This window comes from Mesorhizobium sp. M1217, from assembly GCF_040318275.1.
Classification (GTDB): Bacteria; Pseudomonadota; Alphaproteobacteria; order Rhizobiales; family Rhizobiaceae; genus Mesorhizobium.
The window spans coordinates 46,922-63,420 of record NZ_JAMYMA010000015.1; the positions used below are offsets into that span (position 1 = coordinate 46,922).

A 16,499-nucleotide genomic window follows, 5' to 3' on the forward strand; every position below is an offset into this window, starting at 1 on the left:
TCGCCGGCGCCATCCTTTCCAGGACGAGGCCGGCGATATTGCTCTTGCGGACCGAAGTCAGCCATTCACGGCAACCGAGACCGGCACGCCGTTGGTCAGCACGTCGAACACCGCGGAGCGGGCGCGCGACTGCATGACGATTTCCTCGAGCTTCTCAGCCGAAGCATCGCCCTTGATCTTGAAGGAGATACGGATGCCCTGGTAGCCGTTGCGGACTTCGTTAGAGATGCCGAGGATGCCGCGAAGGTCGATGTCGCCTTCGACGGTCGATTCCACCTCATGCAGCGTTACGCCGCGCGAGGCCGCGATGTTCGCGATGCCGGCGGTGAGGCAGGAAGCAAGCGCGTGGAGGAGGTATTCGACCGGCGTCGGGCCGTTGTCTTCGCCGCACAGGACCGCCGGATGATCGCTGTCGGCCTGGTATGCCGTCACATGCGGCTGCTCGGCGCCAGCGCCGAAGAAGTTGGCCATCGTGCTGCGGCTGTGCGTGCCGGTGATCCAGCGGCTCTTGGCCCGGAACTGGAACTTGGCAAGCTCCGGCTGGCCCGCGACGGCATTGATGGTGGCCAGAAGGGTGGGCGTATTGACGCCGTTCCTCGGCTCCCGCGGCGCCTTCTTAACGGTAGCCTTTTCCATGACCATTGTATCGTCCTGCATGTCATTCACTCCTGGGTTCGGATGTTGCGCGACCGGGATCGCCCCGGACGGCTAACCATCGGCCGGCAGCGTTTGACGTGCAGTGGGAACAATAGTGGGAAAACGAGAGGTTTTTTGCGTCAGCCAACGGTGAGCCGCGCTGGTCTGCAGTCAGCAAAACGACGGGCCTTCAAACGCTTGCTTCGCCGCCACGCTGCGATCCTCCCGTAAGCGCCGAGAAGGCGTCACACCGAAACCACAGGAGATCAGACCATGTCTCGTTCGTTTGGAATGGATACCCGCCCGTCCTCGACCGACTGGGCAGTGATAGTTCGCGGGCCAAGCAAAGCCGAGGTGCTTGCCCATATCGCGAAGACTCACACATACGCGAGCACCCTGAATCGGCACGGCCGCGAAAAAACCACATGAGGCTTGTTGCGGCGGGAGTGCCGATCGGCCCCCTCGACAACACTTGTCGGAATAATGTTTTCGGTCGACGTCCAGCCAGGCAAAGAAGACCGCGCCCGAACACGTCCGGCGAATGTCGGGATTTTCGCTCGACGCATGCTTCGAGGAGCCAGCCCGCACTCGGGAATGACCGCATTACGATCAACTTGCGTCGTGCCCGGTCTTGCCCAAAATTCCCGGAGATGCTCGGCGCCCAACCTGAGATTGCCGCTCTGTCCGGTTTCAACTCGGTCACCCGAGTTGGAGGTGGTGGCTCCAACGCCGAGGTCGTCGACCGACACGCCTCCCACAGAAGTCGATGTGGTCGCGCTGGATGACCTCGCAGTCAGATTGGCAACGGCCTACCAAGCTGCTTCGCCAGCTATTCGCTAGTCGGGCCAGTTCTCATCCCGTTATCCGCCTGTTCGCTTCTCGGGTTCGCGGTGGGTTTCCGACGTACGCCCGCCGATGCGAGCTCAGTCGACGAGGTGAATACTCTTATCAGAGGAGCTGATGTGGGCTGCTGACTCAACGTAACATATGGCGGGCTTTGCTTAGCACGCCGACCAGTCCGGTAAGGGGGGTCTGCCTCTGGCGATTACTTAGTTCAGGCAAGTATGTATCCGCCCGCACTTGCGGGCCGATATCAGCGTATCAGCGGCCGTGGAACTCGAAATCCCAGCGGAGGGCCGAAGAGAGCGGCGGAAAGCTGATGTGCGAGGGAGATCGGTTCCCCCCTGAGGCCTATTTTTATGCCACCAGCGTGAACCCATCCTTCTCTCAGATTTATGGGTTCACGACCTTGGGTATTTCGACACCCAACTATCCAGCGAGCCCCGGATAGCTTGGGAACCAGGGCTGCATGCGTTCGAACTGAGCCGCCATCGCCAGAACGGTTTCGTCGGCGTGCCGCCGCCCGATGATCTGCAGGCCGACCGGCAGGCCCCGCGCCGTAAGGCCGGCCGGAACCGAAATCGCCGGGTGGCCGGTATAGTTGATCGGATAAGTCATGCACCAGCCGATCAGCGGATCGACCGCCTCGCCATTGATCGATGTCGGCCCGATCGTGTTGCCGTCCGTGGCATTCTTGACGGGCGGAACGGCCAGCGTCGGCGAGACGATCAGGTCATGGGTTTCGAATACATCCTCGAGGCCCTCATGGACGCCGGTGCGCAAAAGATCGTCGAGCGCATGGTCGATGGCGGACACCTTGTAGGCGCCCTCCAGCATGGCGAGGAACTGCGGGGTGAGCACCTTGGCGTGCTTGCCCATCAGGTCGATGCCCTCCTGTTTCAAGTACACGGCGATGGCAGCATAGTGGATCGAGATCGTGCGCACCCAAAGCGCCGCCAGTTCCTTGTGATCGGCCCTGAAATCGAGCTCGACCTCGTCAACCTCGATGCCACGTCCTCGCATGACATCGACGGCACGGGCAACGACGGTGGCGACCTCAGCGTCCACCGGGAAATTGCCTAGTCGCGGGCTGTAGGCGACGCGCAGTTTCGGCGTCCACCCGGCAACGGCGCCGACATAGTCGACGCCGTCATCCGCCAGGCAGAACGGGTCGCGGTTGTGTGGCCCGGCCATGATCTTGGTCATCAGCGCGGCGTCCGCAACGGTGCGGGTCAGCGGTCCGATATGGACCAGAGGATGTCCCCACAGGAAGGCGTCGGGGCGAGTCACCGAAGGAATGCGGCCGAAAGAGGGCTTGAAGCCGACGGTGCCGCTGAACGAGGCGGGGATGCGGACCGAACCACCGCCGTCCGTGCCTTGCGCCAGGGCCGCCATGCCGTCGGCGACCGCTGCCGCACTGCCGCCGGACGAGCCGCCGGAATTGTAGCCGATCGCGAAGGGCGTGCTGGTCGGCCCGAAGCGCAGATTGTCGGTGATGCCCTTATGGCCGAACTCCGGCGTGTTGGTCTTGCCTAGCACGATGGCGCCTGCGTCGAGCAGGCGCTCGACCGCCACGGCACTTGTTTTGGGCACCCGGTCGTGCACCGCCCACGACCCCATTGAGGTCGGCACGCCGGCCATATCGTCGAGGTCCTTGATGCCGACGGGGACGCCATGCAGCGGTCCAAGCGGAGCGCCTGCCATCACGGCCTTTTCGGCGGCCCGCGCAGCTTCCATCGCCTGGTCGCCGAGAACCAGCGTATAGGCGTTGACCACCGGGTTGCGCGCCTCGATGCGGCGCAGATAGGCCTCGGTCACTTCAACCGGCGACAGGTCGCGGCGCCGGATGCGCTGGGCCAGTTCCGTGGCTGGCAGGAAACAGATCTGGTCGTCTGCAGAAGTCATAAGCCGTTCCACCTTGTTGGGTGCTATTTGATGAACACTGGATTTGCCCCGCCGCCGGTGCCCTTGCTCACTTTGACCGGACTGGCGCAGTAGAAGCCTTCGTAGCGGCGGTCCGAGGCACAGTCGGCGGCCAGCAGGTCGAGCGATGCCATTTCGGTGAACGCCACGCCCAGATTGCGCATCAGCGCGGCGTGCAGAACCAGCATCAACCCGGTCTCGGGCTCGTAGGTTGTCTCGTTGGCCAGTGTGTCGGTAACTAGACAGGGGATCTGCATCTCGTCGAACCAGCGCACGAGGTCGAGGCTGAAGGTCAGTCCGGGTTCCCAATATCCATCGCCGACGCACTGGCTTCCCGCCGCCAGTGCGCCGACCCAGCCGGTGCGAACGAGAAGGATGCTGCGCGGCAGGATATCGACCGTCTGGGCCCGGGCGCATTCCATGAGGTCGCGATGCGTGAATGTTTCAGCGCGCTCAAGCGCCGGTTTGCCGCGGAACCGGGCGATGTCGAGCAGCACGCCGCGTCCGACGATCCCGCGCTCCGCGATCGGCATGATGCTGGCCTTGGTCATGCCGCCATTGGTACTGCTTGCCGCGAAGCCGTTCCAAAGCGTGTCGTCGAACCACATGTGGCCGAGCGCGTCGCAATGCGTGCCGGCCTGTGCGAAGCCGGTGATATAGTCGTCTGCGAATTCGAGGCCGCCGGCAAGCGGTTGCCAGTGACCGTTCGCGAAGCCGGCCTTGTCGGCGACCATGAAATGCTTCGCCGGCCAGCGGCCGGGAAAGACGGCATCGCCCTCAGAGGTCCCGACCGGCACGCCAAGGGTGAAGGTGCGGCCGTCCCGCACCGACGCCAGGCCGCGCTTGACCTCGTCGGCGGTCAGATAGTTGAGCGCTCCGATCTCGTCGTCGGCACCCCAATGCCCCCAGCGGCTCGGCGCATTGCCCAGCAGCCGGCGCAGCGTCATCGTTTCAGTCGCGCTCATGCTTCCGCCTGCGCGGTCGCCGGCTGCCTGGCGCCGGTGATATAAGCGACGACGTCCTCCATGTTGGTGCCGGAACTTGCGAGATCGGCGACCTTGCGGCCCCTGCGCATCACCACCACGCGGTTGCACACCTGCCAGAGATGATCGAGATTGTGGGTGACCATGACGATCGTCAGCCCCTGGGCGCCGAGTCGTTTGATGAGGTCGAGCACCTCACGGGATTCGCGTACGCCGAGCGCCGCGGTGGGCTCGTCGAGCAGCAGCAGCTTGTGGCCCCAAAAGGCACCGCGCGCGATCGCCACCAATTGGCGCTGGCCGCCGGACATGCGATCCACCGGTTTGCTGCGCACCCCGGGGATATCGATGTGCAGTTCCTCGAGGCCGCGCATCGCGATGTCGCCCATCGATTTGCGGCGGATCCAGCGCAGCAGCGCCGGGCCGCGGCCAAGCGCGATCTCGCGGCCGAGAAAGAAGTTTTCGGCGGCAGTGAACGTGCCGATCAGCGACAGGTCCTGATAGACCGTCTCAATGCCGAGGCGTTGCGCTTCGGACGGCGGCGACAACTTTTGCGGCCGCCCTTCGAGGATCACGTCGCCGGAATCCGGATCATGCGCGCCGGCCAGGATTTTGATCAGCGTGGACTTGCCGGCACCATTGTCGCCAACGAGGCCGAGTATGTCGCGCTTGGCGATGTCCAGCGAAACGTCATCGAGTGCCTGGATGCCGCCGAAGCTGCGGCAGATCCGGCGCAGGCTGAGCAGCATCTTCTGCGCCATGGCCTATCCCCTCGCATAGCGGCGGCCAATACCGCCGAGCGCTACGGCGACGACGAGAAGGCAGCCGGTGAACAGGAACTGAGTGAAGATCGGCGCGCCGATCATGGCCAGCCCATTGTTGCCGACGGCGACCGTCAGCACGCCGATCAAGGTTCCGAGGATATGGAACTGACCCTCTCGCAGCGCCGCCGAGCCGAGGAAGGCGGCCGAGAACGACGTCAGCATGAAGCTGTCACCCGCCGTCACCTGGCCGGAGCCGAGATTGGAGGCCATCAGCACGCCACCGATGGCAGCACAGGTGCTGGCAATGGCGAAGGCAACGATGCGGCTGCGATCGACGGCGACGCCGGCGCGGCGCGCTGATTCCGGGCTGACGCCGATGGCCTTGATGTGTTGGCCCTGCACCGTTCGGTTGAGGATCACCCACAGCAGCACAAGCACGACGGCCATGATGATGACGAGGTGCGGCACTCCGGCAATCCGGCCGATCGCGATATTGGTGAATTCGCGCGATTGGGTGAGCTGCAGCGGAATTCCGCCCGAATAGGCGTAGTTCAGCCCGACGACGATGGTGCCCGTGCCAAGCGTGGCAATGAAGGCGTTCACCCCGATCTTCGAAACGACAATGCCGTTGACAATGCCGACGACCGTTCCGAGGCCGACGACAAGGAAGATGGCGGGTAGGATCGGCAAGCCACTGCTGCTCAACAGCCCGACCACGAGCAGCCCGCAGAAACTCGCGACATAGCCGATACTGAGGTCGAAATCACCGGCGACGAGTGGCACGGTGAGGCCGGCCGCGACAATGGTGCCGATCGCCATGTCGTTTACGATATTGCGAAAATTGCCGATGGTTGCGAAGGTCCCCGGCTCCAGCACCGAGAATATCCCCAGCATCGACGCCAGCACGATGATGGTGCCGTAAGTCCCAAGCAGGCGCATGAGCAACGCGCGCCGCTGTCGGGCATTGGGCGAGGCATAGCCGGTCTGCGTTGACGGCAGGACGCGGGGCGCCTCTGCCGGAGCGTGGGTTTCAGGCAGGGAATGATCAGCGGACATGGCGGCTCTCATGACAGCACTCCGGCCCGGCCAGTCAAGTCCGGCCCAGACCCCCACTCAGGAGAGCTTACTGCGGATTGTCCTTGATGAACTTGTCGACGTTGTCTTTGGTGACGAGCGTATAGCCTGGCACGAAGGATTTGGGCCTCCACTGGTCGCCGGCTGCCAGGATGTCGGGAATCTGATCGACTAGCATTTTGCCTGTCGAAGTCAGATCGACACCGAGCGTGGCGGTCATCGTCCCGTCCTTGACAGCCTGGACAGCGGGCGCCGTGGCGTTGAACGAATAGACCTTCACGTCGCTGCGGCCGTTCTGCTTCAGCGCCGCGATCGCGCCCATAGCGTTGTCGTCATAGCAGTTGAAGATGGCGAACGGCCCCTTGGCGTTGGCATTGGCTGCAAGCCAGGCGCTGGTCGCGGCCTGCGAGGATTCGGCAGCACCCGGGATACTGATCTCGTGCGAGGTCGCCTTGAGCCCCGGATTTGCCTTGACCGCCGCGTCGAAGGCGTCGGCTCGTTCGCGGCACGGAATGCCGGGATGGTAGGTGAGGTCGAGTACAGTTCCGGACTTGCCGATGTCCTTCAGCATCAAGTCGATCAGCGGTTGCGCAGCACCGGTACTTGCAGACAGCGCGATCCCGTCTGCCATGCCGCCGCCGGCCGAAAGCACGGGGATCTTTGCGTCCGCCGCCGCCTGGAGCCCGGCCGCCAGGCCCGTCGAATCGAAGACAGTGACGATGATGGCGTCCACCTTCTTGGTTGCCAGCTGCTTGATGCTGGTGATCGCTTGCGAAGGATCGCCATTGGCATTGAGCGTTTCCACCGACCAGCCCTTGGACTTGGCTTCCTGGCTCATCGTGTCGACCATCTGGTTTGTGTCGACGTCGGATGTCGAGAAGGTGACGATGCCGATCGTCAGCTTGTCATTCGCGGCGAGGGCGGCCGACGTGAAGGATGTTGCGACGAGCGCTGCGGTCGAGAGTTTCTGAAAGCGGTTCACTGTGCGTATCCCCTGTTGACCGAGTGTTCCGGCTCACCTCCAGACCGCGCAGCAGCCCAGCTTGGGCGCCATCTACAGGTCGTCACACTCAGTCTGTTTGTTCGTGCGAGCCACGTACTAACTATAGGCACAAGCTCTTATGCCGCGCAACGGCTAATTTCAACCGGCTTTGGTCACTCGAGGTTCAATCGCTGTGGGGCTCTTGGGGCAAGCGCGCAGCTAGGCCGCCTTCTTGATCTCCGCGACCTGAACGCCCAGTCGGAACGCCTGACCGTCTGCAAACGAACGCGCGTAGCTCTCAGATGTAAAAGGGACCGTGGTGGTGGTGCCGTTGACCGTCACGCGAACCGACCACTCTTTGTCCCTAATGATTTCAACGGCATGTTGCTCATGCGCAGCCATGCACTCCTCCCAGAATCTTCCGTTGAGGATGGGAGGATAGCGTCGTAAAACTGGTTTGCATGCAAATAATCCGACACCGCGACGTCGAAATGCCGAAACTCGCACAGCTAGGCTTAAGTCGATGGCCTCGTCTTGAGCTGTTCAAGGTATTCCTTGGCGAGGTTGAAAAGTGCGGTGGCAGTCTTTTCAGCCGTCCAGCCTTGCTCGATGCAAGAGGACACCAGAGCGGCGTACGCGCCTCGAGGGCGACTGCGCAGTTCACGCTCCTGTCCGGGCTGTCCTGGGAGAGAAGGGGCGGTTCGACGTGTGCTGTTTGGGACATGCAGAATAATTGGCGGAGTGCCAGAACGTCCCTCCGCACTCGCGCTTCGCACCACGGTGCCGCCCTCAGCGTCTTGCTTAAGGGACTTTGCGGCGTAATTCGCTCGCGTTCGAATTGAGAGCTACCTCGGATTTAACACGCGGATTACCAGGCGGACAAAAAAGCCCCGGCGCTGGGTCGTTGCGCCGGGGCTTTGGGCAAGTACAAGCTACACCAACATGTCCGTTTATGAACGTGCGCTAATAAAGTAAAAAACGGTGAACCACGCATAGGCCGAAGGGCGCACGCTCAAAGCTGGGGTGAAGCGGCAATATCAGTGATGACAAGTTGCGCACCCTGATTGTTCCACCTAGCTTTCGACCGAACGAGGGGACGAGGATGCCGGCTGTGTTGATTTGCCAAGATGATGTACTCTGTCACCGCTCATGCCGATGAGGGGAGCCGGCTCGAACCGCAAATCTCGAAATGTCTAGTGATGGCCCCTGGACCCCGCACCTTCGGGGATTCGAAGCTGATTCCAGGTGGTGCTAAGCAAGGCCGGCAAGGTGGAGACGATCACTTATGCTAGTATGCTCATACATCGCTTTGCTCTGAGTGGCGGCCCAGCAGCTTGGGTTAGGGGGGGCGGCCGCTGGGCCTGACCAGCGAGCCTTAGGGAATGCTCGACTGGCTGGTTAATATATTAGATAAACCTAATGTAATTGAACCATGCGAACGAAGTACGCGGCGGTAAGAAAGTGGCTGGCACGATTCACTTACCGCGCGCTTTTGCCTTGGGTTCTGGCGAGCTTTCGGACGGGTTTGCGGCCAATTTTGCAGATCGCCGATCTGTTACCCACAGGGACTTTTTCCTCGCCACCAAATCGTCACGATCGCCCTCAACGGTCGCTCGGCTATGCATCGCAGCTGTGGCGTAGTCGGCTCTGTTGGTTCGATAGTCTTCTTTTTGGACAGTCATCGTTTTCTCCCAGTTTCATAGCCCCTCTTTTTGCCCTGGCGGGGAGATTAACTGCCGGTGCATTACGCGAGTCAATCGAATTAAACGACCACTCCGCAGTCGCGAGGGCGGGAAGCAAGCCGACAATTTTAACGTTGGAACGGCTTACAGAGTGCCGGCAACACAGCCGCCCTTTCGTCGGGCTGCGTTGATCGCGTCCATGTTGCCCTTCAGCTCGCTGATCGTGGCTTAACGTGCCTTCATGTCTGTGTTGTCCATCATGCTGCCAACCGGCAAGCCAAGCCAAAACACGCCGTCCACGTCATGGCGGGCGGTTCTGTCTTGTACGGCCATTATTCGGCACCAGGTCGGAACTCGTTCGGTAAAGTTCGGCTTCCAACTGGCTGCAGGACTTGCCCGCGTACGCTGGACGAAACCAGCATGGGCTTGATGTCGGCTGGGCGAGTAGCGCAGCCCGACAAAACGTCGATGGCTACAAACGCACATAACTTGATTTTCATGCTTCCCCCAAAATGCCCGCGGCGAGCATGCGCTGAGGGCGGGACGAAGTCTATGTGCCTTGACGGCATCAGGAATATATTCCTATCCTGTTCACCCAAGGAGAGCGGGATGCCACGCTATCGCCGCCATGAAGAGATTTCCGAATTCCATCTCGCCAAAATCGAATGGCAGGCATGGCTTTTGACGGTAGAACTCCGCGATGCGCAGTTGGCGCTCAAGCCGTTCTGTGCGCATTGGGAAACAATCGACCAGTTGCATCGTGATATGCGAAAGGCGCTCAATCTGTTGAATAATAGGCCGGCGGACTACGAGGAGCCGCATTTCGCGCCCATGTCGCGAGGGTGAAGAACTAGCCTGTCAGTTTAGTGAAGTCGTGGCGCCGCGCGCGAACATGTGCCAGCAAATTCGTTTCGTTTACGACCCCTGATTGAAAGAGATTCAGAGTGGTCGAGGCCAGAATCTGACCGTCTATCGGGGTGCTGTACCATTTCGCGTCGGCGGTTACCTGGTCGACAACCCGCTGGCAGATCGCCCGATCTTTAGGTCTAAGGAACTGACTTTTCAGTGCTCGTAGCATCTCGACGCCTTGAAACGGGGAGTCACCTGTCTCCCGCGCGACACCCATGCGAGGTCTCGAGCATGGACCCTAAACGCATTCAGACAGAAAATTGCCATTCGTTTGAGTGGTACCGATGTCGCGTGGATAAGCGGCGGTCCGCGAGCTAATCCACCATGTCGCGCAGCGGCTTCTTGCGCTTTGGCGTCCTGTACTTCTCGACCAGCCTGACCTTGTCGATGGCGATCGTCACCAGCGGTCCCACATCGACGGTCACCCTGCCGCCTTCCTCGTCTATGAGCGTGATCTCTCCGGCAAGCTCGATCTGCTGCCCCTTCTTCACCTTGGTTGTTCGATGATCGAATGCGGAAAGCTATAGCTCGCAATCGAGACGTTTAGGTGCTGAGTGACCCGTTTGCGAAGGTGGCCTTGATCGCCACCTCGTCACGAATGGAAATTCCGCGCGCGGTTCCATGAGTCTGGTGCGCTCGGCGCCTTACTCAAGATATTGCTAATTATGGATGAGCCCGCTTCCTCCGATCGATGGATGAAGCCGATCGTGGGCCACTGCTACTTTGATGGATCGCGCGACTTACCCGACAAGAGCCTGGCTCCAGGGGCAAAATACGAGCAAGACGACTCTCATTGCTATCGCAATCCTCGCCATCAGTGTCGGCTGTGCCGAAGCCAAGGACCGTAAGGTCGAAACCGCGACCCTCGGCACGTACGCCAATTCGAAGAACCTGCCGGTTTGTGCCGCGTCAAGCTCACTCTTCGAAGTCCTCGGTGATAAATGTTTTCTCGTCACAGGTTCGATGATCTATGGCGACATCGCCGAACTCTCCCGGACAATCACTTTGAGTTGGTAGCCGAAGCAACAACCTCCCAGCGCGGCCTCCATTCTCCGGTATGAAGTTGCGTCGCAGGGGCTGCCTTCGCCCAGATATCGACCCTGTCTTCGCGCGTCGCCAAAACCGGCGCAATCCCCAGTCACCACGGGCCTCTCCAAAATTCTTATGCCGTCCCCACCTGCGGTCGAGCGTGTCGCGCCAACACAGCAGCGCCTCTGGATCGTTTGGGCAACCCAACGCATACCTTCCGGTCGGGAAACTCGCTTACGCGTTTCATCGTCCATTCGGCAGTGGAAAATTAGGCCGATTTGGCAGTGCTCAGATTCGCGTGGCCGTCCTGCGATCCGTTCGGAGACGATCCGCGAGTGGTTGCGGCAACTGCGCCTCAAGCTGGCGACCGCCGTCTGCAGCGTGCTGCTGCGGAGCAGCGCTGACGCTGCGCTCGTCCGGACCGTCGCAAGACCGCTTGATTGTATCCGGCCTGGAGACAGACCAACGCCGGCGCAAGCTCACCCTGAAACCAAAAGACAATATCGATGACGTCCAACAGCTATGCTCCCAAGGGTTCAAGCGCCTGCAAACATTTCACCATGCCAATTTCGCCATCGCCGCTTGCGACCAAGCTCGTGCATACCTCGATCACCATCACCAAGACCCTGCGAGACGCGGAAGAGGCAAGCCGCTTCATGAAGAGGCTAGAAGTCCCCAAACCCAAAAGCCGCCGATCGATTTGAGCCGCAGTAACGAAGTGTAACCGGGTTCGCACTACAAGAAGCTCAAACCGCGCAAGACCGCTGACCGATACGACCGCGATGTTCAACGGTCTTGCCCAATGGAAGCCGCCCCAATGGAAATCGTCACGAACAACCCTACGACTAGCCATCTGATGACTTCACGGCGTTTTGCGCCTCTCTTCTGGACGCAGTTCCTGTCCGCCTTCAACGACAATTTCCTCAAGAACACGCTGGTGTTCCTTATTCTGTTTACCCTGGCGGCGGACAAGGCAGCATCACTGGTCACCCTGGCGGGTGCCGTCTTCATGGCTCCTTTCCTGCTCCTGTCTGCCCTTGGTGGCGAGATCGCCGACCGGTTCGACAAGGCGCTCATCGCCCGTCGGCTGAAATTCACCGAAATCGCGGCAGCTGCTGTCGCAGTCGTTGGGATCGCGCTGTCGTCGATCCCGGTGCTGATGATGGCGTTGCTCATGTTCGGCATCATCTCGGCACTGTTCGGACCGATCAAGTACGGCATCCTGCCGGATCATCTCGAGCGCAAGGAATTGCCCCGCGCCAATGCCTGGATCGAATCGGCAACCTTCGCCGCCATCCTCGGCGGCACTATCGCCGGAGGCGTCGTCTCGGCCGATGGCATAGGCGTCTCGCTCTTCGGGCCGATGATGATGATCCTCGCCATCGGTTGCTGGTTTGTCAGCCGCTACATCCCGTCCACCGGTTCTGCGGCCCCCGACCTAGTCATCGACAAAAACATCTTTCGCTCAACGTGGCGACAGGTCAACGGCTTGCGTGCCGACAAGCGGATCTGGCGCGCCGGACTGATGACCTCGTGGTTCTGGCTGATCGGGGCCATTGTCCTTTCGATCCTGCCTACGTTGGTCAAGGATTCGCTCGGTGGCGGAGAAATCGCTGTCACCGCCTATCTGGCGGTGTTCGCCGTCTCGATCGCCATAGGCTCTGCCATAGCCGCATGGATGTCGCAGGGCCGCATCGTGCTCTTGCCAGCCCCGGTTGGCACGGCGTTGATGGCGCTATTCGGCATGGACCTGGCCTGGACCATCTGGAGTATGCAGCCTTCGGTCAGGGCCGAAACGCTCGCAATATTCTTCGCCGGGCCAAACACGGTCCATGTTGCGATCGACCTTGCCGGCATGGCTATTGCCAGCGCATTTCTTGTCGTACCGACCTTCGCCGCCGTACAGGCCTGGGCGCCCGAAGCCAGCCGCGCTCGCGTCGTCGCCGCGGTGAGCATCGTCAATGCAGGCTTCATGACGGTGGGCGGCATACTTGTCGCCGCGATTCAAGCAGCGGGCGTCTCCACTGGAGGTATCCTGTTCGGCCTCGCCGCACTCAACGTGGTCGCCGCCTGGCTAATGCTGAGATATCTGCCAACCAACGCCTTCCGCGACTTCGTTTCCATTCTGTTCCGAGCCTTCCATCGTCTGGAGGTGGAGGGGCTGGAAAACCTCAAGGCGGCCGGCCCGGCACCCATCCTGGCGCTCAACCATGTCAGTTTCCTCGACGGCCCGCTGGCTTTGACTCTGACCGATGAGGAGCCGGTGTTTGCCATCGACTACACCATCGCCCAGGCCTGGTGGATGAAGCCGTTCATGAAACTTGCGCGCGCCCTGCCGCTCAATCCGGCCAAGCCGATGTCGACCCGCACGCTTATCAAGGTCGTGCAAGGCGGCGATCCGCTTGTCATCTTCCCCGAAGGCCGGATCACCGTGACCGGCGGCCTGATGAAGGTCTATGACGGTGCCGCCATGGTGGCCGACAAGACCGGCTCGATGATCGTGCCAGTGCGCATCGACGGCCTGGAGAAGAGCTATTTTTCGCGGCTGACCTCGCAGCATGTTCGTCGCCGGCTGTTCCCGAAGGTCAAGGTGACCATCCTGGAGCCCGTCAAACTTCAAGTAGCGCCGGATCTGAAGGGCCGGAAGCGCCGCGCAGCGGCGGGCGCTGCCCTCTACCAGGTCATGTCCGACCTCCTCTTCCGCACCCAGGACATCGAGAAGACCGTGCTGGAGAAGATCGTCCAGACGGCGAACGAACGCGGCATGAAGCAGCTGGCCGTGCAGGACCCCGTTAGCGGGTCGCTGAGTTACGGCAAGCTGCTGACGGCGGCTGCGGTGCTTGGCGAGAAATTCGAACACCTCTATGCCGGCCAGCAGACGCTCGGCATCATGCTGCCCAACGCCAACGCCGCCTGTGCGACGCTGCTCGGCGTGATGTCCGCCGGCAAGGTTCTGGCGATGATGAACTTCACTGCCGGTGCGGCCAACATCCTCTCCGCTTGCAAGGCCGCCGAGGTGCGCACCGTGCTGACCTCGCGCGCCTTTGTCGAACAAGCGAAACTCGGCGCCGTGATCGAGGAACTCGGCCGATCGGTCGACATCGTCTGGCTCGATGATCTGCGGGCCACCATTGGCCTCAAGGACAAGCTGCTCGGCCTTTTGCGCAAGAGCGCACCCCGGGTCGCCCGCAAGTCTGAAGATCCAGCGGTGATCCTGTTCACTTCAGGTTCCGAAGGCACGCCCAAGGGCGTGGTGCTCACCCACCGCAACATCCTGGCCAACGCCGCGCAGGCCGCTTCGCGGATCGACTTCCATTCGGGCGACAAGGTCTTCAATGTGCTGCCGATCTTCCATTCCTTCGGCATGACGGCGGGCACGGTGCTGCCGCTCATCTCGGGCGTGCCGGTCTATTTTTATCCCTCGCCGTTGCACTACCGGATCGTGCCGGAGTTGGTTTACGCCTCAAACGCAACGATCATCTTCGGCACCGATACGTTTCTTGCCGGCTATGCCCGCACCGCACACCCTTACGACTTCCGCTCAGTGCGCTATTGCTTTGCCGGCGCGGAACCGGTCAAGCCTTCGACGCGCGCGACCTATATGGAAAAGTTCGGCCTTCGCATCCTCGAAGGCTATGGCGTGACCGAAACCGCGCCGGTGATCTCCATCAACACGCCGATGTACAACCGCTCCGGCAGTGTCGGCAAAATCATGCCGGGTATGGAGTATCGCCTGGACCCGGTGCCTGGCGTCGAGGATGGCGGACGGCTGTTCGTGCGCGGGCCCAACGTCATGGCAGGCTATCTGCGCGCCGAGAAGCCGGGCGTGCTCGAACCGCTCGAAGACGGCTGGCATGACACCGGCGACGTGGTCGCCGTGGACGACGTCGGCTTCATCACCATTCGCGGCCGCGCCAAGCGCTTTGCCAAGATCGGTGGCGAGATGATCTCACTGGCCGCCGTCGAGGCGCTGGCGGGCGAATTGTGGAAAGGCTCGCTCTCGGCGATCGCCGCCGTGCCAGATGCACGCAAGGGCGAAAAGCTGATCCTCATCACCGAGGCCGTCAACGCCACGCGTGCCGAATTCCTGGCCTTCGCCAAGGCCAACGGCGCCATGGACCTGATGGTGCCGGCCGAAGTGCACGTCGTTGCGAAAGTGCCTGTCCTGGGCTCAGGCAAGCTCGATTTCTCCGCTGTGACCAAAATGGTGAGCGGCGAAGACATGAAAACCCAGGCGGCTTGACAATAGCGACCGGGAAGTCGGCCTGTTTGCTCAATCAGGTGAAACTGGGCTAGACGCGGATGCATGCAGTTTCGAACGAGGCTTCGACTCGTTTTTGCGGCTAACTTTTTTGTGTGTCTCGGTTGGGAACACGGGACCGCCGCGAAAGTTCGGTGCACGCAGCGAATCCTCCCCTCCGGGTGTTGCTGCAGATCGGTATCCCGATCGGCCCGCGCCCCCGCATGGGCGCGGGCCTTGGCGCGTTGCTGTGGTGCTTATGCCATCTACTTCGATCCGCAAAACGGAATATGATCCCGACAGCAAAACCCTTTCGGTGTGGTTTGTCGCCAGCGGCAAACGGTACGAATTTGAGAACGTGCCGCCGGACATTTACGCCGAATTCCGAGCCGCCTTCGCCAAGGGCCGCTACTTTAACGATCACATTCGCAATCATTTCCGTTACCGGCTTGTTCCTACCGACGACCGGTGACGACCCTTGGAGGAAAGGATAGCGCATCCACCGTTCGAGGGATGCGTTCTGGCGTAACAAAACCTAGACCTGTGTCGTGAGCAAGGGGTCGACTGCCGGCGCAGGGGGTCTAGAGTTCATACCTCCCATGATGCCTACCCTGGTCGCCAAGCCACCCCAGGGCGACGGATGGACTCACGAGGTCAAGTTCGACGGCTACCGCTCCCAGATCATCATCGACGCCGGCCGGGTGCGTGTCTTCACCCGTCGCGGGCTCGACTGGACGTCGAAATACCGCGACCTCGCCGCAACAGCTAAAACGCTGGACGTTGAGAACGCCATCATCGACGGCGAAATTATCGTTCTCAACGACAAGGGCCTGTCCGACTTTGCCGAGCTGCGAAAAGCGATCACGCGACGCCAGCACGATCTCTATTTCGTCGCCTTCGATCTGCTGCACCTCAACGGCCACGATCTGCGCGACATGGCGATGGAGCAGCGCCGCGAGATCCTGAAGGGCATCATCCCGTTAGACATCCGCATCCAGTTTAGCCAGGCGCTGCCGGGCGAGGCGAACGCCATCTATCACCTCGTCGATCAGGCCGGCCTGGAAGGCATGGTATCGAAGCGCATCGGCAGCAGATATGTCAGCGGCCCGACCACAAACTGGCTGAAAACCAAATGCTACACGGTGGGCGAATTCGAGTTGCTCGGTGTCGAGTGGGAGCAAGGCAAGCCGACTTTCGCCTTGATGGCGGAGCCCGGCATGCGGAAATATGCCGGCAGCGCTTTAGTCAGCGTCAATCGCGAGATGCGGGAACGGCTATGGAAGCAGGTGCAGGAGCATGCCGGCCCGCCGCCGAAGGACATGCCCAAACGGCCGGCGACGCAATGGGTCAAGCCAGGGATTAAGGCGCGCATCAAGTACCTGAGAGGTGAGGAAGACCTGCGGCATGCCTCGCTGCAGGATTTCTGGGACGAGGGTTAGT

At 61.2% G+C, this 16,499-nt stretch carries 14 protein-coding genes; 6 read left to right on the forward strand and 8 right to left on the reverse strand.

Annotation, left to right across the window (positions count from 1 at the left end; genetic code table 11):
• Positions 1–57: 57 nt before the first annotated feature.
• The 7 genes from NKH37_RS23590 to NKH37_RS23620 all read right to left on the reverse strand — a co-directional run bounded on the left by NKH37_RS23590 (position 58) and on the right by NKH37_RS23620 (position 7,601).
• The gene (locus NKH37_RS23590) at positions 58–657 is read right to left on the reverse strand and encodes an OsmC family protein (RefSeq protein ID WP_353041554.1); all 600 of its coding nucleotides are present in this window, start codon (positions 655–657) and stop codon (positions 58–60) included.
• Positions 658–1,905: 1,248 nt separating this feature from the next.
• Positions 1,906–3,381, reverse strand: coding sequence for an amidase (locus tag NKH37_RS23595; RefSeq protein WP_353041556.1), 1,476 nt, complete (start codon positions 3,379–3,381; stop codon positions 1,906–1,908).
• A 23-nt stretch (positions 3,382–3,404) separates the two neighbouring features.
• Positions 3,405–4,364: a cyclase family protein gene (locus NKH37_RS23600; RefSeq protein WP_353041558.1), complete on the reverse strand. Its 960-nt coding sequence runs from the start codon at positions 4,362–4,364 to the stop codon at positions 3,405–3,407.
• On the reverse strand, positions 4,361–5,140 hold the full coding sequence (locus tag NKH37_RS23605; protein ID WP_353041560.1) for an ATP-binding cassette domain-containing protein: 780 nt from the start codon (positions 5,138–5,140) through the stop codon (positions 4,361–4,363). The genes NKH37_RS23600 and NKH37_RS23605 overlap by 4 nt, the downstream gene beginning before the upstream one ends.
• A 3-nt stretch (positions 5,141–5,143) precedes the next feature.
• Positions 5,144–6,199 carry an ABC transporter permease gene (locus NKH37_RS23610; RefSeq protein ID WP_352642135.1) on the reverse strand — a complete coding sequence of 352 codons (1,056 nt, stop codon included), beginning with the start codon at positions 6,197–6,199 and terminating at the stop codon, positions 5,144–5,146.
• Positions 6,200–6,266: 67 nt separating this feature from the next.
• Positions 6,267–7,199 carry a sugar ABC transporter substrate-binding protein gene (locus NKH37_RS23615; protein WP_353041561.1) on the reverse strand — a complete coding sequence of 311 codons (933 nt, stop codon included), beginning with the start codon at positions 7,197–7,199 and terminating at the stop codon, positions 6,267–6,269.
• A 219-nt stretch (positions 7,200–7,418) separates the two neighbouring features.
• A complete protein-coding gene (locus NKH37_RS23620; RefSeq protein ID WP_023679139.1) occupies positions 7,419–7,601 on the reverse strand; it encodes a hypothetical protein in 183 nt (60 codons plus the stop codon).
• A gap of 1,889 nt (positions 7,602–9,490) precedes the next feature.
• Between NKH37_RS23620 and NKH37_RS23625 the strand changes: the two genes are divergently transcribed.
• Positions 9,491–9,727, forward strand: coding sequence for a hypothetical protein (locus tag NKH37_RS23625; protein WP_353041563.1), 237 nt, complete (start codon positions 9,491–9,493; stop codon positions 9,725–9,727).
• Positions 9,728–10,104: 377 nt separating this feature from the next.
• Here the strand turns inward: NKH37_RS23625 and NKH37_RS23630 are convergent, their stop codons facing one another.
• Positions 10,105–10,281: a hypothetical protein gene (locus NKH37_RS23630; protein WP_023722873.1), complete on the reverse strand. Its 177-nt coding sequence runs from the start codon at positions 10,279–10,281 to the stop codon at positions 10,105–10,107.
• A 235-nt stretch (positions 10,282–10,516) separates the two neighbouring features.
• Here NKH37_RS23630 and NKH37_RS23635 point away from each other — a divergent pair, with 235 nt between their 5' ends.
• The 5 genes from NKH37_RS23635 (at position 10,517) to NKH37_RS23655 (ending at position 16,498) form a co-directional block, all read left to right on the forward strand.
• Positions 10,517–10,807, forward strand: a complete 291-nt coding sequence (locus NKH37_RS23635) for a hypothetical protein (protein WP_352642131.1) — start codon at positions 10,517–10,519, stop codon at positions 10,805–10,807.
• 518 nt (positions 10,808–11,325) lie between these two features.
• A complete protein-coding gene (locus NKH37_RS23640; protein WP_023722874.1) occupies positions 11,326–11,523 on the forward strand; it encodes a hypothetical protein in 198 nt (65 codons plus the stop codon).
• A 113-nt stretch (positions 11,524–11,636) separates the two neighbouring features.
• Complete coding sequence (locus NKH37_RS23645; RefSeq protein ID WP_353041565.1) at positions 11,637–15,062, forward strand: acyl-[ACP]--phospholipid O-acyltransferase; 3,426 nt, start codon at positions 11,637–11,639, stop codon at positions 15,060–15,062.
• Between the two features lie 256 nt (positions 15,063–15,318).
• Positions 15,319–15,531, forward strand: coding sequence for a KTSC domain-containing protein (locus NKH37_RS23650; protein ID WP_023722877.1), 213 nt, complete (start codon positions 15,319–15,321; stop codon positions 15,529–15,531).
• A gap of 127 nt (positions 15,532–15,658) precedes the next feature.
• Positions 15,659–16,498, forward strand: a complete 840-nt coding sequence (locus NKH37_RS23655; RefSeq protein WP_502905999.1) for an ATP-dependent DNA ligase — start codon at positions 15,659–15,661, stop codon at positions 16,496–16,498.
• The last annotated feature ends 1 nt before the right edge of the window (position 16,499 follow it).